Genomic DNA, 20288 nt, shown 5'->3' on the forward strand with positions numbered 1-20288 from the left:
TCCGGCCCCCAGCCAGGATCTGCATCAATTGCCGCCTTCAGCGCGACGTGGTCACCCCCACCCGCGCGCACATCGACAGCAGCGGGCAGGTGGAGCAGCGTGGCCGTTCGCCGGTGCAGATCCATTTGCCGAAGGGCACCAGCCGCTCGTTGATCTCCACCCAGTAGCGTTTGGGCAGCACCGCCAGCAGTGCCGTCATCGTCTTTTCCGGCGTGCGCGCCTGGACATAGCCCCAGCGGTTGGTGACGCGGTGGACATGGATGTCGACCGCCAGCGCCGGGATGTCGAAGCCGACCGCCAGCGTCAGCGCCGCGATCTTCGGCCCCACCCCATGGAAGCGCATCAGCCCGTCCGGCGTGTCGGGCACCTCGCCGCCATGCTCCTCGACGATGCGGCGGGACAGGTCACGGATGTCGCGCGCCTTCGGTTCCGGGAAGGTGGCGCCGTGCAGAAGCTCCACCAGCCGCTCCTTCGGCAGGGCGGCCATGGCGGCGGGGGTGGGGGCGACGGCGAACAGCCGTTCGGCGACCACCAGCGACGTCTCGTCCCGCGTGCGGGCGGAGATCAGGCTGGCGACCAGCTGCTGGAAGGGGGAGGTGTAACCGCGGTCGCGCAGCTCGAACATCGCCGCCTTGGGATAGGGGGCGACCGCGATCCGCAGGCGGCGGAAGACCTCGTCGATGTCGAAGTCCTGGGACGTCGCGGGCTGCACACTCACGGGAGGCCACCTCCGGGGAACGGGCTGCTGAAGAGCCCTGTCCGGTAACCGGCCAGTCCCCGTTATTGTTCCGCTTAAAGCGCCTTGATCTGCATCTTGATCGGCCCGTCCGCCCGGCCATGGACGAACTGGTCGACATAGGCGTTGCCCGAATTGTCGATGTCGCGGGCGTGGCCGGTCCAGATGATCCGGCCCTGGTAGATCATGGCGATGCGGTCGGCGATCTTGCGGGCCGAGGCCATGTCGTGGGTGATGGTGACCGCGGTGGCGCCGAGGTCCTTCACGCACTGCACGATCAGCTCGTTGATGACGTCGGCCATGATCGGGTCGAGGCCGGTCGTCGGCTCGTCGAAGAAGATGATCTCCGGCTCGTCGGCGATGGCGCGGGCGAGGCCGACTCGCTTCTGCATGCCGCCCGACAGCTCCGCCGGCGACAGCTCAGCCACGTCGGGGCCGAGTCCGACGGCGCCCAGCTTGGCGACGGCGATCTCCTTGGCCTGGGCACGCGGCATGCGGGCGCCCTGGATCAGGCCGAAGGCGACATTCTCCCAGACCTTCAGGCTGTCGAACAGGGCCGCACCCTGGAACAGCATGCCGAACTTGTGCAGCAGCTTCTCGCGCTCGCGCGAGCGCAGCCGGGTCGTCTCGACGCCATCGACCTGGATCGAGCCGGAATCCGGCGTCAGCAGGCCGAGGATGCTTTTCAGCATCACCGACTTGCCGGTGCCCGAGCCGCCGATGACCACCAGCGATTCGCCCTTCGCCACTTCCAGATCGATGCCGTTCAGCACCTTCTTCGGGCCGAAATGCTTGGTGACGTTCTTGAGCGCGATCTTGGGGACGGTCATAGGAAGGCGCTCACTTGGTCGAGAAGAAGAGGCCGGTGATCAGATAGTTCCACACCAGGATCATGATGGAGGCCGACACCACCGCGTTGGTGGTCGCCGCACCGACGCCCTGGGCGCCGCCCTTGGAGTGGTAGCCGTGATAGCAGCCCATCAGCGCGATCAGGAAGCCGAAGATCGCCGCCTTGACCAGACCGGAAATCACGTCGACCGGCTGGAGGAATTCCCAGGTGCGGTTGATGTAGCTGGCGGCGTTGAAGTCCAGCCGGTAGACGCCGACCAGGAAGCCGCCGAACACGCCGATGATGTCGGCGACGATGACCAGCAGCGGCACCATGGTCAGGCCGGCGATCAGCCGCGGCGCCACCAGATACTTGTGCGGGTTGGTCGACAGGGTGGACAGGGCGTCGATCTGCTCGGTCACCCGCATGGTGCCGATCTCCGCCGCCATGGCGGCACCGATGCGGCCCGCCACCATCAGGCCCGCCAGCACCGGCCCCAGCTCGCGCGTGATCGACAGCACGACGACGGTGGCGATGGCGCCCTCCGCCTGGAAGCGCGAGAAGCCGCTGTAGCTCTGCAACGCCAGCACCATGCCGGTGAACAGCGCCGTCAGCCCGACCACCGGCAGCGAGTAATAGCCGATGTCGATCATCTGCCGCAGGATCTGGCGCGGATAGAGCGGCGGCCGCACGCAGTGCGACAGGGCGGACCCGGTGAACAGGGCAAGGCGTCCGGTCGCTTCCAGGAAGATCAGGAAGGCCCGGCCGGTGGCGGCGAGGAAACCCATCAGTCGGCCCGCATCCTTGGTGTGAATCTCATTTGGGCGATGCGGTCATAGCACCGTTGGGCGCCGCGGTCATCCTTGGACTTCGCAATGGTGGGGCGATGGGCCGGGCGTGGTGATCTCGCCCTCTCTCCCCCGGGGAGAGGGACTCCAAAGTCACTCCCCCACATAAACCCGGTGATAGCGCCGGCCGAGCGAGGTCAGGATCTCATAGCCGATGGTCCCGCCCTCCGCCGCCACCCGGTCGACCGGGCGGTTGGGACCGATCAGCTCGACCATGCGGCCGGCCTGCGCCACCGACTCCGGCAGGCCGGTGACGTCGATGGTGATCAGGTCCATCGAGATGCGGCCGACGATGGGAGCGGCGACGCCGTCGACGAAGACGTGCCCCTTGCCGCTCAGCGCGCGCATGTAGCCGTCGGCATAGCCGACGCCGATGGTGGCGATCCGCGCCGGGCCGGTCACCTTGTGGGCGGCGCCGTAGCCGACCGTCATCGGAACCGCGCAGTTCCGCACCTGCAGGAGCCGCGCGTCCAGCCGCACCGTGTCGCGCATCGGGTTGGGCAGATGCGGCGTCGGGTTGACGCCGTAGAGCGCGCAGCCCGGCCGGGCGAGGTCGAAATGATGGTCCTTGCCGTGGAAGATGCCGGACGAGTTGGCGAAGCTGGCCTTGGCCTTCGGCAGCCGGGCCAGCGCACCGCGGAACCGCTCCAACTGCTCCCCGGTCATCGGGCTGTCGAACGCGTCGGCGCAGGCGAGGTGGGTCATCCAGTAGCGGACGTCGATCCCCTCCAGCCATTCCGGATGGGCGGCGAGGTCGTCCAGCTCGTCGGGGCCGAGGCCCAGCCGGTTCATGCCGGTGTCGATGTGGATCACCGCCGGCAGCACCTCGCCGCGCGACGCGGCGAAGGACCGCCACGCCGCGATCTCGCCCAGATGGTTCAGCACCGGCAGGATGCGGTTGGCGGGGAAGTCCGCCTCATAGCCCGGCGGCAGCCCGCCCAGCGAGAAGACCTGCGCGTCGGGCGCCACCGGCTCCAGCGCCCGGCGGACGGCCAGCGCCTCCTCGAACTGGGCGACGACGAAGGTCCGGCAGCCGGCGGCGGCCAGGGCCGGCACGACGCGCGCCACCCCCAGCCCATAGGCGTCGGCCTTGACGACGGCGGAGCATTCCGCGGGCGCCACCCGGTCGCGCAGCTGGGTCCAGTTGGCGACGACGGCGCCCAGATCCACGGTCAGGATGGCGCAGGCACGCGGGCTCGGGTCGGTCGTCACTGTGGTCACTCGTCGGTCTGGTGGTGCTGGTCGAGATCGCCGAACTTGGTGAACTGGCCGTCGAAGTAGAGACGGACGGTGCCGATCGGACCGTGACGCTGCTTGGCGATGATCACCTCGGCGGTGTTGTGCACCTCGCCCAGGCGCTGCTGCCAGCGCTGGTAACGGTCGTTGAACTTGTCGTCGCTCTCGTCGGGCCGGCGCGAGGGCTCGGCGCGCTCAAGATAATACTGTTCGCGGAAAACGAACATCACGACGTCGGCGTCCTGCTCGATCGAGCCCGATTCGCGCAGGTCGGCCAGCTGCGGACGCTTGTCCTCGCGCAACTCCACCGCGCGGCTCAGCTGCGACAGCGCCACCACCGGCACGTCCAGCTCCTTGGCGATGGCCTTCAGGCCGCGGGTGATCTCCGAGATTTCCTGCACCCGGTTCTCCGATCCGCGCGAGGAGGAGCCGCGCAGCAGCTGGAGATAGTCGACCACCACCATGCTGAGGCCCGAGGTCCGCTTCAGCCGGCGGCAGCGGGTGCGCACCGCGGCGACCGACAGGGCCGGCGTGTCGTCGACATAGAAGGGGCAGCGGGCCAGATCCTGGCTGGCCTGGACGAATTTCGGGAAGTCGGTGTCGCGGATCTCGCCGCGGCGGATCTTGTCGCCGGGCACCTGCACCTCGTCGGCGAGGATACGGGTGGCGAGCTGCTCCGCCGACATTTCGAGAGAGAAGAAGCCGACGACGCCGCCCTCCTGGCCGGAGGAGCGCATGTGCGCCTTGGCGGCGTTGAAGGCGATGTTGGTGGCCAGCGCCGTCTTGCCCATCGACGGGCGCCCGGCGAGGATGATCAGGTCCGACGGATGCAGGCCGCCCAGCTTGCGGTCGATGTCGATCAGGCCGGTGGTGACGCCGGTGACGTGGCTGGAGCGGCGGAAGGCCACCTCCGCCGTGGCGATGGCGTGCTTGACCGACTCGCCGAACGCCACGAAGCCGCCCTGCACGTCGCCGGTGGAGGCGAGGTCGAACAGCTGCTTCTCCGCCTCGCCGATCTGGTCCAGCGCGGTGATGTCGAGGTCGTGGCGGTACGCCTCGTTCACCATGTCGGTGCCGACCTCGATCAGCTGCCGGCGGATGAACAGGTCGTGGATGGTCTTGCCGTAATCGCCGGCATTGACCACCGTCACCACGTTGGCCGCCAGCTCGGCCAGATAGGCGCTGCCGCCCTCCACCGCCAGTTCGGGATCGTTGTCGAACAGGGACTTCAAGGTGACCGGATTCGCGATCTGGCCGCGGTCGATCATCTTGGTGATGGCGGCGAAGATGCGCTGGTGGGCCGGGTCGTAGAAATGCTCCGGCCGCAGGAACTCGCCGACCTTCTCATAGGCCTTGTTGTTGACCAGGATCGCGCCCAGCAGCGCCTGCTCCGCCTCCTCGTTGTTGGGGGGCGTGCGGTACTCGGCCGTCGGTTTGACCGCGGCGGAGGGGCGGAGATCGAACAGCGAGGAGGTCTGGTTGCTCATGACGGACACAATAGCAGAAACGTAACGGGAACGCTCGGTGAAGGGTGGATAACCCTCCACAAAAGCTGTGCACAGAAGTTATCCACAGGGTGGGAAGTCTGGGGATAACCGCGGGAAGGGGCTTCTGCCGCTTCAGAGCTTCTTGTGCTGGACCGGCTGGGCGGCGTCCGGCATCACCTCCAGCGCCTCGAACACGCCGTCGATCTGGTCGGCGACGCGGTAGAGGGTGGAGCGGTCGATGCGGGCGAAGCCCTGGGCGACCATGTGGTCGATCAGCCCCAGCAGCGGGCGCCAGTAGCCGTCGACGTCGGCGATGATGATCGGCTTGTCGTGCAGCTGCAGCTGCTTCCAGGTCAGGATCTCGAAGGCCTCGTCCAGCGTGCCCAGGCCGCCCGGCAGGATGACGAAGGCGTCCGACCGCTCCACCATCATCCGCTTGCGGGTGTGCATGCTGTCGACGACATGCAGCTCGGTCAGGCCGGTGTGCTCGACCTCGGCCGACTGGATGTGTTCCGGGATGATGCCGATCACCTCGCCGCCGGCGGCGATCGCGGCATCGGCGGCGATCCCCATCAGCCCGACCCGGCCGCCGCCGTAGACCATGCGGATGCCGCGCCGCGCCAGCCCGTCGCCCAGCGCGTGGGCGGCCTCCTTGTGGACATCGGCGACACGGGACGACGCACCGCAATAGACGCAGACGGACGACAGGCTCTTCATCGCGGGTCACCCTTTCTCGCCGCCGCCATCCATCGGGGCGGGGCCTTGTAAAAATCTGGCGAACGCCATGGAATATCGGGTGGTGGCGGCGCGTCAACAGCGGCACGAGCACCGTTAAGCCACGGCATCATCGGGAGGGACCACATGAGCAACCGGGTCGTCAATGTTCTTGCGGCGGCATCCGTCGCCGGTCTGATGTTCACGCTGTTCGGCATGTCGGCCGGCACCGCCGGCGCCGCCGATCCGGCGGAGCAGGTCAAGGACCGGCAGCAGACCATGAAGAAGCTGGGCGGCGGCATGGGCGCCGTCGCCAAGTTCGTCAAGAACGAGGGCGCCACCGCCGAGGACGCGGCCAAGGGGGCGGAAGCCGTGCTGGCGGTGTCCAAGATGGACCCGAAGAAGATCTTCCCCGAAGGCACCGCCGTCGGCGTCGCCGACAGCGCCGCAAAGCCGGAGCTGTGGAAGAACTGGACCGAGGCGCAGAAATACTGGAGCGCCGTCCAGCCGGCGGCCGAGAAGCTGGACGCTGCCATCAAGGGCGGCGACCGCGCGCAGATCGCCCAGGCGCTCGGCGCCACCTCCAAGACCTGCGGGAGCTGCCACGAGGACTTCCGCGTCAAGAAGAACTGACCGGTGCGGCGTGTCCTGACCGCCGCCGCCCTGCTGCTGCCGCTCGCCTTCGCGGGCGGCAGCGCGCGTGCCGCCGGCGAGGCTCCTCCGAACGGCGCGGCGAACGATGCGGTCAGCCGGGGCGCCTACCTCTTCAACGCCGCCGGCTGCCTCGGCTGCCATACCGACGAGAAGGGCGGCGGCCAGCCGCTGGCCGGCGGCCGGGCGCTGGCGACCCCCTTCGGCATCTTCTACACCCCCAACATCACGCCGGACCCGGTGAACGGCATCGGCCGCTGGAGCGATGCGGACTTCATCCGCGCCGTCCGCGAGGGCGTGCGCCCGGACGGTGCCGCCCTGTTCCCGGCCTTTCCCTATGCCAGCTACACGCGGATGACCGACCGCGACCTGCTGGATCTGAAGGCTTATCTGTTGAGCCAGCCGGCGGCCTCGACCGCGAACAAGCCGCACGACCTGACGCCGCCCTTCTCCTGGCGCTTCCTGGTGCCGGCCTGGCAATGGATGTACCTGACCCCCGGCCCGGTGCCCGACGACCCGGCCAGGCCGGCGGCCTGGAACCGCGGGCGCTATCTGGTCGATGCGCTCGGCCATTGCGCCGAGTGCCACAGCCCGCGCACCCAGCTTGGCGGGCTCGATGCCGACCGCTATCTCGCCGGCAATCCGCAGGGTCCCGACAACGACAAGGTGCCGGGCATCACCAGCTCCAAGACCAAGGGCAAGGGGATCGGCGGCTGGTCGGACGGTGATCTGGCGCTGTTCCTGGAAGCCGGCCTGACCCCGGACGGCGACGTTGCCGGCGGGGCGATGGGCGAGGTGGTGCGCAACACCACGTCGAAGCTGACCGCCGACGACCGCGCCGCCATCGTCGCCTATCTGAGGACGGTGCCGGCCAAGGAGTGACGCTTGCCGGCAACAGGCGCCGATTTGGTGCGGAATCGTGATCCGTTGGGGCAACCAAGCCCCTTTGGCGGATGGTTTCGCTCCAACGGCGCCATTCTTTTGCGACCTGTCCTTCTGCTATAGTCGGTCATCCTGCCAATGTGGCGGGCCGCCGGATGGGTGCTCAGGTGAAACGAAACGCGTTGTTCGCAGCTTTGGGCGTGGCTCTGATGGGCGGGGCGGCGGCGATCGCCCTGTGGCCTGCCGGCAAACCGGCCGACAAGCCGGCGATTGGGCCGGTGACGCTGGCCTCCGTTCCGGCACCCGCTGCCACGGCCGCCGCCCCGATTGCGCCCCAGGCTGCCGCTTCCCAGTCTGCTGCTTCCCAGTCTGCCGCCGCCCCGGCGCAGACCGCCGCGACGCCGGAACCGGCGAAGGAACCGGCCAAGCCGGCGGCACCCAGCTTCGACGTGGTACGGGTGGCGCCCGACGGGGCGACGGTGATGGCCGGCCGGGCCGCGCCCGGGTCCGAGGTGACGGTCACCGACGGCGGCAATCGCGTCGCCTCGGCCAAGGCCGACCAGCGCGGCGAATGGGTGATGCTGCCCGACAAGCCGCTGGCGCCCGGCACCCGCGAACTGAACCTGACCGAAACCCGCCCCGGCGCCGCTGCGCCGCTGCCCGCCGACAAGGTGGTCGTGGTGATGGTGCCCGAGCCGGCGGCAAAGCCTGCACCCGAGTCGCCGGCCGCAACCGCTTCGGCACCCGCTGCTCCGGCCCCGACTGCTCCGGCCCCGACTGCCCAGACCCCGACTGCTTCGGCACTGGCCGCTCCGGTCGCCGTGGCGGTGCCGCGCGACGGGCTGGCCGGCGCGACGCCGGCCATGGGCGGCAGTTCGATTCTCCAGGCGCCGCCGGTGCCCGACAACGGGGCGCCGCCGCCGCCGGGCGGCGTGTCGGTGGAGACGATGGACTATGATCCCGTCGGCCGGGTGGCGCTCGGCGGACGGGCGGCGCCCAACAGCGCGGTGCAGCTCTATCTCGACAACATCCTGGTCGGCAGCGCCCACAGCGATCCGAAGGGCAACTGGCGCCTGACCCCGGAAAAGCTGATCGACCCCGGCCTCTACACCCTGCGCGCCGATCAGGTCACGCTGTCCGGCAAGGTGATGGCGCGGGCCGAGCTGCCGGTCCAGGTCTCCGCCCTGCCGGCCTCCGTCACCGACGGGCGCAACGTCGTCGTCCAGCCCGGCAACAGCCTGTGGCGGCTGGCGCGCCGCACCTATGGCGACGGCATGCTCTACACCACCATCTACACCGCCAACCGCGAGCAGATCCGCGACCCGGACATGATCTATCCCGGCCAGATCTTCACGCTGCCGCAGGTGAACTGACGAAGGTTGTGCTCAGTCCGCCGCCATCCGGCCGATGGCGGCCCAGCCGAGCGGGGCGAGGCGCAGCACTTCCGGCCCCTCGCCGGCCGGGTTCGGCTCCAGGCTGACCAGCTCGCGATTCTCGAACCAGGCCCAGCGCGCCACCTCGGCGGTGGTGCCGGGCCAGCCGTCGGCCAGCCGCTTCAGAACGTCGAGATCGGCCGACGCGATGGGAAAGCGCGGCTTTGCCACCACCGGCCTTGCCGCGGGCGCAGCCGGGGTGGCGGCCGGCAATGGCGGGGCATCGACCCCGGCGCGGCTGCGGATCCAGTCGGTCTGATAGCTGCGCAGCGCCTGTTCCAGTTCCGTGCGCGCCGCCTCCACCGGGCAGCGCAGATAGGCATCCAGCAGGGCGTGCAGCGTCGTGTTCGTCGCGTCGGTCATGTCCGTCACCAAAGTTCAAGCGAGACGCCCCGACGGGAGCGCCGTCACCGCCATCATCACAGCCATCCCATCCGCCGGAAGCGGACATAAAGTGCTGCGCAGACCAGGACGATCAGCGTCAGCACCGCCGGGTAGCCGTAGCGCCAGTGAAGCTCCGGCATATGCTCGAAGTTCATGCCGTACAGGCCGGCGACGGCCGTCGGCACGGCGAGGATGGCGGCCCAGGCGGCCAGCTTGCGCGTCACGTCGTTCTGCCGCGCGGAGGCCAGGATCATACTGGTTTCGAAAGCGAAGGACAGCACCTCGCGCAGCGAGCCGATCTGTTCGTTGACGCGGATCACATGGTCCTGCACGTCGCGGTAATAGGGGCGGATCGCCGGGTCGATCATCGGCAGGTCGAAACGCTCCAGCCGCGAGCAGACCTCCAGCAGGGGCGAGGCGTTGCGGCGCAGCCGCTCCAGGTCGCGGCGCAGCTGGTGGATGCGCTCGATCTCCCCGGTGCTGGGCGGGCGGGCGATCAGCAGGGCATCCAGCTCGTCCACCGTGGCCGCCATCTGGTCGAGCACCGGGAAGTAGCAGTCCACCACATAATCCATGATGGTGTAGACGATGAAGTCCTCGCCATGCTTCAGCAGATGCGGCGCGCTTTCCGCCCGCGCCCGCACCGGTGAATAGCTGCTCGATGCGCCGTGCCGCACGGTGACGACATAGCCGCGGCCGGCGAAGACATGGGTCTCGCCCAGCACCAGCTCGCCCTTCTCCAGCTTGGCGGTGCGCAGGACCATGAACAGGCTGTCGCCATAGACGTCCAGCTTCGGCCGCTGGTGGGCGTGCAGGGCGTCCTCCACCGCCAGTTCATGCAGGCCGAACTGGTGCTTCACCTCCATCAGCAGCGCCTCGTCCGGCTCCCACAGGCCGATCCAGACGAAATGCCCTGCCTTGGCCGCCCAGGCGCCGGCCTCGGCGATCGGCAGGTCGGCGACGCGGCGGCCGTCGCAATAGGCGGCGCTCGCCACCACGGCGGCGCGGGCGTCATCGGGGGCGGAGGAAGGGGCCGGGGCGGATTCGGGCGGCAGCGTCATGGAAGGGAAAACCGGGCAGAGGGCGGCAGGTCGGCGCCACTCTAAAGAGGTTCCCCGGCAGCGTCGACGAATCCGCTATGGCCGTTCGGGCGGACTGTCCGTTCAGCGCGTTGTCACCGCCAAGGGCCGGGCCAAGGACCAGCTTGCGATGCGGAGGGGAGGGCGATGTTCGAATCGGCGACGCGCGGGATGTATCTTCTGGCGGCGGTGACGCTCGGCCTGTTCGCCCTGCTGTTCATCGGCCTGTCCGCCCTGACGGTGGTGGAAGGGGTGGTGGCGCTGGACAGCGCCGTGCTGACCGCCGCGATGCTGGATGGGGTCGGGCTGATCGTGCTGGCCATCGCCGTGTTCGAGATCGCCAAATACCTCTACGAGGAGGAGATCGTCCGCGAACGCGAGCTGCGCCGCGCCGACGAGGCCCGCCGCACCCTGACCAAGTTCCTGACCACCATCATCATCGCCGCCAGCCTGGAAGGTCTGGTCCTGGTGTTCGAGGCGCGCACCAGCGAAATTTCCGCCATCATCTACCCGGTGATGCTGCTGGGCGTGGTGACGCTGCTGGTGGTCGGGCTGGGCGCCTTCCAATGGATGGCACGCACCGCCGAGAGCATTCCTGTCGATCCCCGGGCCTCCGAAGCGGACGAGGCGGAGGCGGACAAGCGGCCCGAGGGTTAGAAGGCGGTTTCCAGAACTCTCCTTCGCTGACGGCCCTGCAAGCGCCATGTTCCTATAATATTCCTTCCTGTGCGGCCTGATGAACCGTCCTCACGGCCGGCTGGAAACCAAGGCTCCGCGCAAGCGATGCATCGACATGGAGATACCAGGGATTTTGCATCGCCTCGGCCGAGGGTTCCATTTGGTGGCCCACAAGTCCTGCCAGTTCATACACCGTCGTCGGCGCTTCATCGGATATGTTGACGATCCGGCCATCGAAGGCGCCTGCCAGCGCCAATCTTGTCGCCGTCGCAATGTCGCGATGATGTATCGTGCTCATCCGATTGGCGGGATGGAAGCCGAAGGCGGCCAAGTGCTTTGGCAGCATCTCCAAATGGCCGTCGCCGTCGCCGTAAACGAACGGGAACCGTAGGATCGACCAGGTCAAGCCGCTCTCGCGCAGCAGAGTCTCGGCTGCGACCTTGCTGGCGGGGTAGGCTTGTTCCGGCTCGACACGATCCGTTTCCCGGCCGGGCCGGGTGGAGTTCCTGTTATAGACATTCGACGTGCTCGCCATGATGAGGCGAGCGTCAGCTGCATCGGCTTGCACGGAGGCGATCAAATTCCGGGTGCCCTCCAGGTTGCTCCTCCAGATCAAATCCGTATCCGGGCTGCGGAAGACGGCGGCCAGATGCACAATCGCCGAAACACCCCGAACGGCTTCCGACAGGGTCGAAGGATCGAGAATGTCGCCGGTCACGGCCGTTGCGCCGGGGGGGCAGGTTTTCCCTGTCCGCAGCAGCAGCCGGCAATCAAGCCCCGCTTCCACCAGCCGGGGAACAAGCCGAGCGCCGACAAGACCTGTCGCTCCGGTTATCAGGATCGTCATTGACTCATGCCTTCCGTGAGAGGGTCTGGAGCCGCTCGGTCGCCAATCGAAGGACGCGGATCGTCGTAACCAGATCGGTCTCGGCGATGCCGTCGAAAGCAGCCTGGTGAATAAACGAGAGGTCCGGGAGGTCGCGCCACAGGGTCTCGCCCGAACTCGTGAGTGTCAGGAGACGCTGGCGCTGGTCTTCTCCGTCCGAGGTCTGCTGGACCAAACCCTTGCGAACCAGCGTGGCGATGATCCCGCTTAATGTCGCCCGTTCCAGCTCAAGCGCACGCCCGAGATCGCGCTGAACCGTTGGACCGGAATTTGCGAGATGCCAGAGAACGTACCACTGCGTCGAACCCAGATCGTATGGTCGCAGTGTCGCGTCCATCAGGGCCCGTCCCGCAAAGTAGCACCGCTTTGTCCATGCCCCCACGGTCAGATGGTCGTCCTGCATACCGCGAAAGCCCTTCTGGTTCGTTCGCTACCTTGCAAATATCGCAAGGTAGCGAACGAATGTCCAGCGTGTCTGCGTTGGCGGAAGCTCTGTGCGCGGAACCCGACTGGAAACCGTCTCTTGGACCGGCACCGCATAGGCCGACCTGCCGGGACGGCGGCTCGGCAAAGCTTGCCCTTTGCCATGATTGACCCGGCCGTGCCGCCTGCGCCAAGCTTGCCGCTGTCCAAGGTGGTACAGGGAGATGGGGCATGGCCCGCAATACGGGCAACTACACGGCCGTCTACGGCTTTCCGGAATCGGCGGACGCCGCGCGCCGTCTGGCCCAGGCGCTGGAGATCCCCTGCCACATCGCCGAACTGCACCGCTTCCCCGACGGCGAAAGTCTGGTCCGCCTGCCGGAGCCGGTGGAGCGCGCCATCGTCTACCGCTCGCTCGACCGGCCGAACGACAAGCTGGTCGAACTGACGCTCGCCGCCTCGGTCCTGCGGCGCCAGGGGGCGGCCGACCTCTGCCTGGTGGCGCCCTACATGGCCTACATGCGCCAGGACGCCGTCTTCAGGCCGGGCGAACCGGTCAGCCAGACGGTGGTCGGCGACTGGCTCGGCCGCTGTTTCGACCGCTTCGTCTGCGTCGAGCCGCATCTGCACCGCACCCACACGCTGGACGAGGTGTTCGTCGGTCGCCCCTCCGCCGCACTGAGCGGCGCGGCCCCCATCGCCGGGCATCTGCGGGGGAACGGCGTGGCCGCCGGCACCGTCATCGTCGGGCCGGACGAGGAATCCGCGCCGCTGGTGGAGGCGGTGGCCGGTCCGCTCGGCCTGACCGGCATCGTCGGCCGCAAGGAACGGCGCGGCGACCGCGACGTGACGGTGGTGCTGCCGCCCGATGCGCCGATCCACGGCCGGCCGGTGGTGATCGTCGACGACGTCATCAGCTCCGGCGAGACGATCTTCTCCTGCGCCCGCGCGGCGCGGATGCTGGGGGCCAGCCGGGTGCAGGTCTATGGCGTCCATGCCCTGTTCAGCGACATCGTCGCCGAACGCTTCGTGGCGGAGGGGTTGGGCAGCCCGCTGTCCTGCGACGGCGTCCCGCATCCGTCCAACGCCCTGTCCCTGAGCGATCTTCTTGCCGATGCGATCCGATCGTTCGCGAACAACTGAAGGGTGAAGGATGCGCGGGGCGGCGCCTCCGGTCCGCACCGCCGGTTTCCGGCCCCCCGGTGACGGATCGTCGCGCGGCAACCCATCGGTAATACTAACGTTCGTGGTAGGAACTGGTGTAGTCTGGTCACCGGCGCGCCAGGGGTGGCGCGCCGGTGCCGGCAATGCGCGGGGTCGGTCCCTTGAATGGAGGCGTGTGATGTCGAAGGTGACGGACGTCGTGCTTCGGATGGCCCGCAAGCTGACCGAGGACATCGCCGCCCTGGCCCGCCTGCGCGCCGCCGGCAAGCCGAAGACCTTTCCGCGATTCCGTGAGATCCGGGCCGCCTATCTCGACATCCAGGGTCTGATCTTCTCGATCCAGGAAAGGCTGGAGGCCGCCGGACGGGAGCTGCCGCCGAACTTCCCGCAATGGGTGCTCCGGCAGAAGCTGAGCGCCATCGCCATCTTCACCGACATCAGCCATTCCTTCGTCAGCGACCCGCCGCTGGCGCTGACCGCCTCGCTGGGGGCCTTCGACGTGCTGGTGGCGGAGCAGAAGGCCTTCAACGAGACGCTGCACACCTTCGACACCATGCTGATGGAGGCCGGCATCGACGACCGGATGGCCGACGAGCTGGACGCCACCCGCAGCAAGATCGAGCAGATCCTGGGCATGATCGAACAGCTTCTGCTGACCAGCCCGAAGATCCTAGAGGAGTTCTGATGCCCGAGCCGGCAGCCGATCCCGAAGCGGACAGCCGGCCGGCCCCGGGTCCGGACCCAGCCATTCGCCGCCTTTTCCGCACGCCCAATCTGCCCGATCTCAATTTGCCGGTATCTGTCCCGCTTCTGGCCTTGATCGTCGGCACCGGCCTGTCCCTGCTGGCCATGCTCCAGTCGGAGCGCCTGCTGTACCGCGAGGAGGCGCACCGCTTTTCCGCGCGGGTCGAGGAAATCCACGGCCAGCTCGCCGACCGTATCCGGGTGTACGAGCAGGTGGCGCGCAGCGCCGCCTCGCTGGTGATGACCTTCCCCGACCTGCATTGGACGGCGTGGAACCGCTTCGTCGAGGCGCTGGACATGCCGCAGCGCTATCCCGGCATCATCTCCATCGCCTATGCCCGCGCCATCGCCGCCGACCGGGCCGGCGATCTGGTCGCGTCGATGCGGGCGGCCGGCCTGTCGACCTTCCGCATCTGGCCGGAAAATGCCGGGGCGGAGCGGGTGGTCAACATCTTCACCGCCCCGGTGAACGAGGCGAATGTGCGGGCCATAGGGTTCGACATGATGTCGGAGGTGAACCGGCGGTCGACCATCGAACGGGCGCGCGACAGCGGCGAGCCGGCCGCCACCCGCGCGATCACCCTGAAGATCGACGAGGCGACAGGGGCCAGGCCCGCCTTCATCCTCTATCAGGCGACCTACCGCGGCGATCCCCTGCCGCCGTCGCTGGAGGCGCGGCGCGCGTCCTTCACCGGCGTGGTGCTGACCCCGGTCAGGATCGGCCCGCTGGTCGACGGGCTGATCGACGGCCGCCGGCCCGACAACCGGCCCGGCAGCCAACCCGACACCGGCATCGAGATCTACGACGTGCCGCCGGCGGAGGCCGAATTTCCGCTGTACCGCAGCCACCGTCCGCTGAAAGCCTCGTCCGCCCTCAGCCTCAGCCGCGAACTGCCGGTCGGCGGGCGCATCTGGACCGTCCGCTACGACAGCCTGCCCAATGGCCTGATCACCGCCCATGACTGGGTGCCCGGCGCCCTGCTGGCCGGCGGCATCGCGCTCAGCATCGCGCTGTCGCTGGTGCTGCGCATGGTGCTGGCGACCCATTCCCGCGCGGTGGAGCTGGCCGGCGAGATGACCGCCTCGCTGCGTTTGCAGGAGGCCGAGCGCCAGCAGCTGTTCACCCAGGCGCCGCTGGGCATCGCGCTGGTCGGCACCGACGGGCTGGTGATGGACTGCAACCCGGCCTTCGCCGCCGCCGCCGGCCTGCCGCGGCAGGAGCTGCTGGGCACCGACTTGCGGCTGCGTTCCGGCGACCAGGCGTCGGTCTCCGCGCTGGAGGCGGCGTTGCAGGGGGAGAGCGGCAAGCTCGAATCCGACCAGCCCCTGCTGCTGGGCGGCCGGCGCAGCCATTTCAGCCTGCATTTCCAGCCGGTCACCGCGGAGGGCGCGCTGAAGTTCGTCCTGGCCTTCGCCGAGGACATCGGCGAGAAGCGCCGGGCCGAGCAGCACATCCAGTATCTCGCCCATTTCGACGCGCTGACCGGCCTGCCCAACCGTGTCCTGCTGTATGACCGCATCGCCCAGGCCCTGCGCGAGGGGCGGCGCGACGGCACCAAGGTGGCGGTGCTGTTCATCGACCTCGACCGCTTCAAGGTGATCAACGACAGCCTGGGCCACAGCTTCGGCGACGAGGTGCTGCGGTCGGTGGCGCGCCGGCTGCAATCGGGCCTGCGCGAATCCGACACGGTCGGCCGGCTGGGCGGCGACGAGTTCCTGATCGTCGTCCGCCGGGTGACGGAGCCGAACGACGCCGCCTGCGTGGCGGAAAAGGTGGTGGCGCATCTGGCCAGCCCCTTCGCCGTCGGCGGCCAGAATTTCGTGGTGACGCCCAGCATCGGCATCAGCCTCTATCCCGACGACGCCGACGATCCCGAAGGGCTGATCCGCTGCGCCGACATCGCCATGTATCATGCCAAGGAGCAGGGGCGGAACGGCTTCCGCTTCGTCACCAAGGAGATGGGCGCCAAATCGCGCGAGCGGATGGACCTGGAGGGCGCGCTGCGTCGGGCGATCCGCGAGGGCGAGCTTTTCCTGGTCTACCAGCCGCAGGTCGACACCCTGACCGGCCGCATCGTCGGGCTGGAGGCGCTGGTCCGCTGGAACCACCCCGAGGAGGGGCTGATCCTGCCCGGCCGCTTCCTGCCGGTGGCGGAGGAGACCGGGCTGGTGCAGGCGATGGGCGACTGGGTGCTGTTCGAGGCCTGCGCCCAGATCCGGCGCTGGCGCGCCCGCTTCGACCTGTCGATCCCGGTGGCGGTCAACGTGTCCGGCGCCCAGTTCCGCGACGGGCAGCTGCCGGCCAAGGTCGCCCGCGCGCTCGACGCCAACGGCCTGAGCGGGCCGGAGCTGGAGATCGAGGTGACGGAAAGCACCCTGATCGACGATGTCGAGGCCGCGGCGGAGACCCTGACGGCGCTGAAGCGGCGCGGCGTGCTGATCGCGCTGGACGATTTCGGCACCGGCTATTCCAGCCTCAGCTACCTGCACCGGCTGCCGATCGACAAGCTGAAGATCGACCGCTCCTTCATCCACGACCTGTCGACCGGCGCCAGCGACGCCTCCGTCCCGCGCGCCATCGTCGGGCTGGGCCGCAGCCTGGGCCTGTCGGTGATCGCCGAGGGGGTGGAGACGCAGGAGCAGTTGCAGCTGCTGCGCGATCTGGCCTGCGAAAGCTACCAGGGCTTCCTGTTCAGCCGCCCCGTCCCCGCCGAGGAGGTGGAGCGGCTGCTGGAGAAGCTGACGGCCGCACATCCGGTGTCGGCGGAGTAGCGGTCCGCCTCAACCGGCCAATTCAGCCGGCCAATTCAGCCGGCCGGCGCGTAGGCCGGCTCCATGGCGAAGGGAATGCCGGTCTCCGCCAGCGTCTTCAGGCGCGACAGCGTTTCCGGCCAGCCGGAGACGACCGCCTTCGAGGTGGCGGTTTCGCCGTCGAACCCGTCATGGACCAGGGTCAGCTTGCAGGCGTCGGTGCCGACCGGGGTGATCTCCCAGGTGACGCGCGACGGCTTGTCCGCCGCCACCTCGGGCGACCAGCGGGCGTGGAAGCTCATGGTCAGGCGCTGCGGCGGCTCCAGCGCCAGGATCTCCCCGGCGATCACCGCGCGGTCGCCCATCAGGAACTCGATGCTGCCGCCCACCCGCCAGTCGGTGCGGGAAGTCATGTTGAAATGCTGGTAGAGCGGCGTCTTGGCGTCGTCGGTGATGATGTCCCACACCGCCTGGGCGGTGGCGCGGATATACAGCTCATACACATGGCGAGGCGCGGATGGCGTCATTGGCGTGGTCCTTTCCTCCAGATGCGTCTTCAGATCGCTCATCGCCCGCAGGAACGGCGCGGCGTAGCGCGAAATCCAACGGTCGGCCACCAGCTGGAGCGGGGCCGGATTCAGGTAATGGTGCTTCTCCCGCCCCACCTTGCGGGTGGTGACGAGATGGGCGTCCTCCAGCACGCGCAGATGCTTCATCACGCCGAAGCGCGTCATCTGCATGTCCTGCGGCAGATGCCGCTCCAGGTCGCCCAGCGTCCGCCCGTCCCGCTCGAACAGCAGGTCGAGCAGCCGGCGGCGGGCCGGGTGGGCCAGCGCAGCGAAGATGTCGTCCATGGCGGTGAGAATAGGTGACTGGATGGTCACATGTCAAGGCGCAGGCTTGGCGGTGCGGTTCCGCTGCCGCCCTGTTCTGAACAAGGATGTGGTTACTGCCGGGGGGCCGGTGACGGGGTGAGGAGTTTCACGGTGCCGGTTCCTGCCCGCTTGGCGAAATCCTGGTCTAAGGTGACCAGAGTCGCGGCTTTCGCCTTTTCGGACTCATACAGGATCACGCCGTCGGCGAAGTCCCCTCCGGCCGTGAGCAGGCGGAGACCGGCTTCGGCCGCGGCCCGGTTGGTTTCGACGGTGCGGCTTTCGATCAAGCCTTTCAAAGCGGCGGCGATGTCCTCAATCCGGTAGCGGTAGGCCCGCTTCAACACCCAAACGACTTCGCACAACACGACGGTCGAGATGAAGACCGTTTCCGCTTCCTCGATGATGCGCGCGGCTTCGTCGGCCTGTTCGGGGGCATCCCAGGTCAGGAACCGGACCAGGACATTGGTGTCGACGGCGATCTTCACGCTGTGGTCCTCATCCCTCGTCGCTGCCGCCCCTGCCTTGTTCGATCGCCTCCTGCATTTCCTGCAAGGTCACGGCGGTTTGGCCGGGACGCCGCAGCATGCCGCGCAGCCGCGCCAACTTTGGGCGTGTACCGGCCGGGCGCAACTCCACCCGTCCGTCCGGCAGCAGCTCCACATCGACATGGTCGCCGGGCTTGATGCCGAGATGGTCGAGAACGGCTTGCCGCAAGGTGATCTGTCCCTTCGCGGTGACAGTCAGTTCCACCCTCATGGCGCGCTCCCTGGTAATGGTTCCTGTGCCTTACTGTAAGGAGGACGTGGCCGTTCATCAAGAGAGCACGGCTCCGTCGGCTATTCTCACTCCTTGGCGACGGCGCGGGTTCCGAGCCGGGGCAGGATTTTTGCGGTAGCGGATCACATTCAGCGTACTGCCGAGCCTTCGGTGGCGGGACTGCTGTGATGATCATATATATTGACATAGGAAGTAGGCGACCCTACAATCACTTGCCCATCGCGGGTGACGCCTGTTCACCTACAATCATCTAGGTTCTTCAGCCTAGTTCGCCCAGCTAGAAGCAGAATATTTGCCAAGAGGATCGCCGTGGACTTGCAGTTACGGATGGCGTCTATCGTAGTGATAGCACGGTATCATAATCCGTCGATCATGAATGACGATTTCCTCAAGATCAATCGTATCATTGGACACACTTGGGGAGAGCCCTCCGAGTTTATCTCGACTCCGCCATACTCGACTATTTCTTATCAGGCAAAAAACTTTCGTATATCGTGTCAGGAAGAACGGCTCCAGTTTGACCAAGTTTTGAGTCCTGGAGACTGGGACATCTCTGAGTTGGTTGAAGCTGCAAGTAATTATGTGGGTGTCCTTCGTCACGTCCAGTATATATCGATTGGAGTCAATGCGATTTTCTCTGGAACCACCCAAACTGAAGGGAGTGAGTGGATTAAATCCGAACTGCTCTCGGAATCGATGGTGCGGCGAGCAGGCCATGTGGCCAGTGCAGGCATCCGTTTGCAGTTGGCGATTGATCCGGGTAGCTCCCTAACTATTATGGTCGAGCCTGCTCCAAGAGGCGAAGGCAGCTCAATCTCTGAGCAAGAGAGCAATCAAGTTCAGTTCCAGACAAACTGCCACAGAACTTTGAGTTCAGGTCATCCCGAACTTATAGAATTGATCAAAAGTACTCCTGAAGACTTGAAGAAAACTAAAGAAACAATCGAGAAAACCGTGGGAGTGGCATGATGCTGTGCGAATTGGTGACGGCTTCTGACTTTCGCCCTGCTCCGCAAATTGCTTGGAAAGGGGTTCATCTTCACGGTGTGAACGAGGATTTGCTGAAGGGTGTAGATGCTGGCACAGAGCCGGACACCATGCTTCTTGTGAAGCTCAGCCCTAAAGAGCCAGCAACACAAACTACTGGCTATACCAGGAACCAAGAAGCCATTGGATTCTGGTACAAAAATGCTCAGTTTAGCTTTCAAGAAATGCCAACAACGCCTTTGCAGCCTCGGGATGTTCGTCAAGGATTTCTCGATCTGCTTTCCGAAATCTCTGCATCTCTTGCTAAAGCTCCGGACCTAAATTCAGTACGGAAGGATCAGGCTGAGGTAGCGTTTGATGCTCGACGCAATCTTCTGGAGATTGTCGAAGGGACAGCCGCTGCTGGAAGCGTAATTCCGGACAGCCTAATGGCTGATCTCCATGCGGCAGTAGCTCGCATGGAGAATGGGGAACCCAAGGACATGGAGGATTGGGCGGGGAAACTTGCACTTGACTTGTCCAGGTTCAAAGATTAGTCGGCTCTGTTCAGGTCTATTTTTATGTTCCATACGACACTTTCGTGCCCAAGCTGGGAATATAGTACAATTCCCGGACATGATGACGTACTGAAGCAAAGGGCTCAGGCGGTGCTGTCCCATATTGGGACGGCATCGCCAACTGCAGTGCTTTTTCTTGCATCAGATACTCGTACAGTTCACGGGAC

General features: G+C 66.9%; 22 protein-coding genes. 9 read left to right on the forward strand and 13 right to left on the reverse strand.

All coding sequences use genetic code 11. From position 1 onward, the window contains the following. Positions 1-37: 37 nt before the first annotated feature. From J2848_RS14960 to J2848_RS14985, 6 genes are all read right to left on the reverse strand, one after another. A complete protein-coding gene (locus tag J2848_RS14960; protein WP_246193918.1) occupies positions 38-718 on the reverse strand; it encodes an endonuclease III domain-containing protein in 681 nt (226 codons plus the stop codon). 74 nt (positions 719-792) lie between these two features. Then, complete coding sequence (locus J2848_RS14965) at positions 793-1566, reverse strand: ABC transporter ATP-binding protein (RefSeq protein ID WP_149231976.1); 774 nt, start codon at positions 1564-1566, stop codon at positions 793-795. 10 nt (positions 1567-1576) lie between these two features. Beyond that, positions 1577-2353, reverse strand: a complete 777-nt coding sequence (locus J2848_RS14970) for an MlaE family ABC transporter permease (protein WP_149231975.1) — start codon at positions 2351-2353, stop codon at positions 1577-1579. Between the two features lie 153 nt (positions 2354-2506). Further along, entirely contained in the window at positions 2507-3625 is a 1119-nt protein-coding gene (alr, locus tag J2848_RS14975) for an alanine racemase (RefSeq protein WP_149231974.1), read from the reverse strand. A gap of 5 nt (positions 3626-3630) precedes the next feature. Then, positions 3631-5136, reverse strand: a complete 1506-nt coding sequence (locus J2848_RS14980; RefSeq protein WP_149231973.1) for a replicative DNA helicase — start codon at positions 5134-5136, stop codon at positions 3631-3633. Between the two features lie 132 nt (positions 5137-5268). Further along, positions 5269-5853, reverse strand: coding sequence for an LOG family protein (locus tag J2848_RS14985; RefSeq protein ID WP_149231972.1), 585 nt, complete (start codon positions 5851-5853; stop codon positions 5269-5271). Between the two features lie 144 nt (positions 5854-5997). Here J2848_RS14985 and J2848_RS14990 point away from each other — a divergent pair, with 144 nt between their 5' ends. From J2848_RS14990 to J2848_RS15000, 3 genes are all read left to right on the forward strand, one after another. Then, positions 5998-6483 (forward strand): c-type cytochrome, encoded by a 486-nt coding sequence (locus J2848_RS14990; protein ID WP_149231971.1) that lies wholly within the window; start codon positions 5998-6000, stop codon positions 6481-6483. A 3-nt stretch (positions 6484-6486) separates the two neighbouring features. Next, positions 6487-7383 carry a cytochrome c gene (locus J2848_RS14995; protein WP_149231970.1) on the forward strand — a complete coding sequence of 299 codons (897 nt, stop codon included), beginning with the start codon at positions 6487-6489 and terminating at the stop codon, positions 7381-7383. 182 nt (positions 7384-7565) lie between these two features. Next, positions 7566-8756 (forward strand): LysM peptidoglycan-binding domain-containing protein, encoded by a 1191-nt coding sequence (locus J2848_RS15000; protein ID WP_246193917.1) that lies wholly within the window; start codon positions 7566-7568, stop codon positions 8754-8756. Positions 8757-8768: 12 nt separating this feature from the next. Here the strand turns inward: J2848_RS15000 and J2848_RS15005 are convergent, their stop codons facing one another. Both J2848_RS15005 and corA read right to left on the reverse strand, forming a co-directional pair. Then, complete coding sequence (locus J2848_RS15005) at positions 8769-9179, reverse strand: hypothetical protein (RefSeq protein ID WP_149231968.1); 411 nt, start codon at positions 9177-9179, stop codon at positions 8769-8771. Between the two features lie 56 nt (positions 9180-9235). Then, positions 9236-10261 carry a magnesium/cobalt transporter CorA gene (corA, locus tag J2848_RS15010; protein ID WP_246193916.1) on the reverse strand — a complete coding sequence of 342 codons (1026 nt, stop codon included), beginning with the start codon at positions 10259-10261 and terminating at the stop codon, positions 9236-9238. A gap of 165 nt (positions 10262-10426) precedes the next feature. Between corA and J2848_RS15015 the strand changes: the two genes are divergently transcribed. Beyond that, positions 10427-10936 carry a hypothetical protein gene (locus tag J2848_RS15015; protein ID WP_149231967.1) on the forward strand — a complete coding sequence of 170 codons (510 nt, stop codon included), beginning with the start codon at positions 10427-10429 and terminating at the stop codon, positions 10934-10936. 52 nt (positions 10937-10988) lie between these two features. Here the strand turns inward: J2848_RS15015 and J2848_RS15020 are convergent, their stop codons facing one another. Both J2848_RS15020 and J2848_RS15025 read right to left on the reverse strand, forming a co-directional pair. Beyond that, positions 10989-11804 (reverse strand): NAD-dependent epimerase/dehydratase family protein, encoded by an 816-nt coding sequence (locus J2848_RS15020; RefSeq protein ID WP_149231966.1) that lies wholly within the window; start codon positions 11802-11804, stop codon positions 10989-10991. 4 nt (positions 11805-11808) lie between these two features. Further along, a complete protein-coding gene (locus J2848_RS15025; protein WP_246193915.1) occupies positions 11809-12180 on the reverse strand; it encodes a MarR family winged helix-turn-helix transcriptional regulator in 372 nt (123 codons plus the stop codon). A gap of 317 nt (positions 12181-12497) precedes the next feature. On the opposite strand from J2848_RS15025, the gene prs reads away from it, so the two are divergent. From prs to J2848_RS15040, 3 genes are all read left to right on the forward strand, one after another. Then, positions 12498-13409, forward strand: coding sequence for a ribose-phosphate diphosphokinase (gene prs, locus J2848_RS15030; RefSeq protein ID WP_149231964.1), 912 nt, complete (start codon positions 12498-12500; stop codon positions 13407-13409). A 199-nt stretch (positions 13410-13608) separates the two neighbouring features. Further along, the gene (locus J2848_RS15035) at positions 13609-14115 is read left to right on the forward strand and encodes a hypothetical protein (RefSeq protein ID WP_149231963.1); all 507 of its coding nucleotides are present in this window, start codon (positions 13609-13611) and stop codon (positions 14113-14115) included. Continuing rightward, positions 14115-16946, forward strand: coding sequence for a bifunctional diguanylate cyclase/phosphodiesterase (locus J2848_RS15040; protein ID WP_149231962.1), 2832 nt, complete (start codon positions 14115-14117; stop codon positions 16944-16946). The genes J2848_RS15035 and J2848_RS15040 overlap by 1 nt, the downstream gene beginning before the upstream one ends. Before the next feature lie 35 nt (positions 16947-16981). Here J2848_RS15040 and J2848_RS15045 read toward each other — a convergent pair whose 3' ends face one another. From J2848_RS15045 to J2848_RS15055, 3 genes are all read right to left on the reverse strand, one after another. After that, positions 16982-17809, reverse strand: a complete 828-nt coding sequence (locus tag J2848_RS15045; RefSeq protein WP_211103158.1) for an ArsR/SmtB family transcription factor — start codon at positions 17807-17809, stop codon at positions 16982-16984. A gap of 62 nt (positions 17810-17871) precedes the next feature. Then, positions 17872-18285 carry a type II toxin-antitoxin system VapC family toxin gene (locus J2848_RS15050; protein WP_149231961.1) on the reverse strand — a complete coding sequence of 138 codons (414 nt, stop codon included), beginning with the start codon at positions 18283-18285 and terminating at the stop codon, positions 17872-17874. A gap of 10 nt (positions 18286-18295) precedes the next feature. Then, complete coding sequence (locus tag J2848_RS15055) at positions 18296-18556, reverse strand: AbrB/MazE/SpoVT family DNA-binding domain-containing protein (protein ID WP_149231960.1); 261 nt, start codon at positions 18554-18556, stop codon at positions 18296-18298. Between the two features lie 393 nt (positions 18557-18949). On the opposite strand from J2848_RS15055, the gene J2848_RS15060 reads away from it, so the two are divergent. Next, positions 18950-19546 (forward strand): hypothetical protein, encoded by a 597-nt coding sequence (locus J2848_RS15060; RefSeq protein WP_149231959.1) that lies wholly within the window; start codon positions 18950-18952, stop codon positions 19544-19546. After that, positions 19543-20100, forward strand: coding sequence for a hypothetical protein (locus J2848_RS15065; protein WP_149231958.1), 558 nt, complete (start codon positions 19543-19545; stop codon positions 20098-20100). The genes J2848_RS15060 and J2848_RS15065 overlap by 4 nt, the downstream gene beginning before the upstream one ends. Positions 20101-20288: the final 188 nt, after the last annotated feature.

It is taken from the genome of Azospirillum lipoferum, assembly GCF_024170005.1.
Classification (GTDB): Bacteria; Pseudomonadota; Alphaproteobacteria; order Azospirillales; family Azospirillaceae; genus Azospirillum; species Azospirillum lipoferum.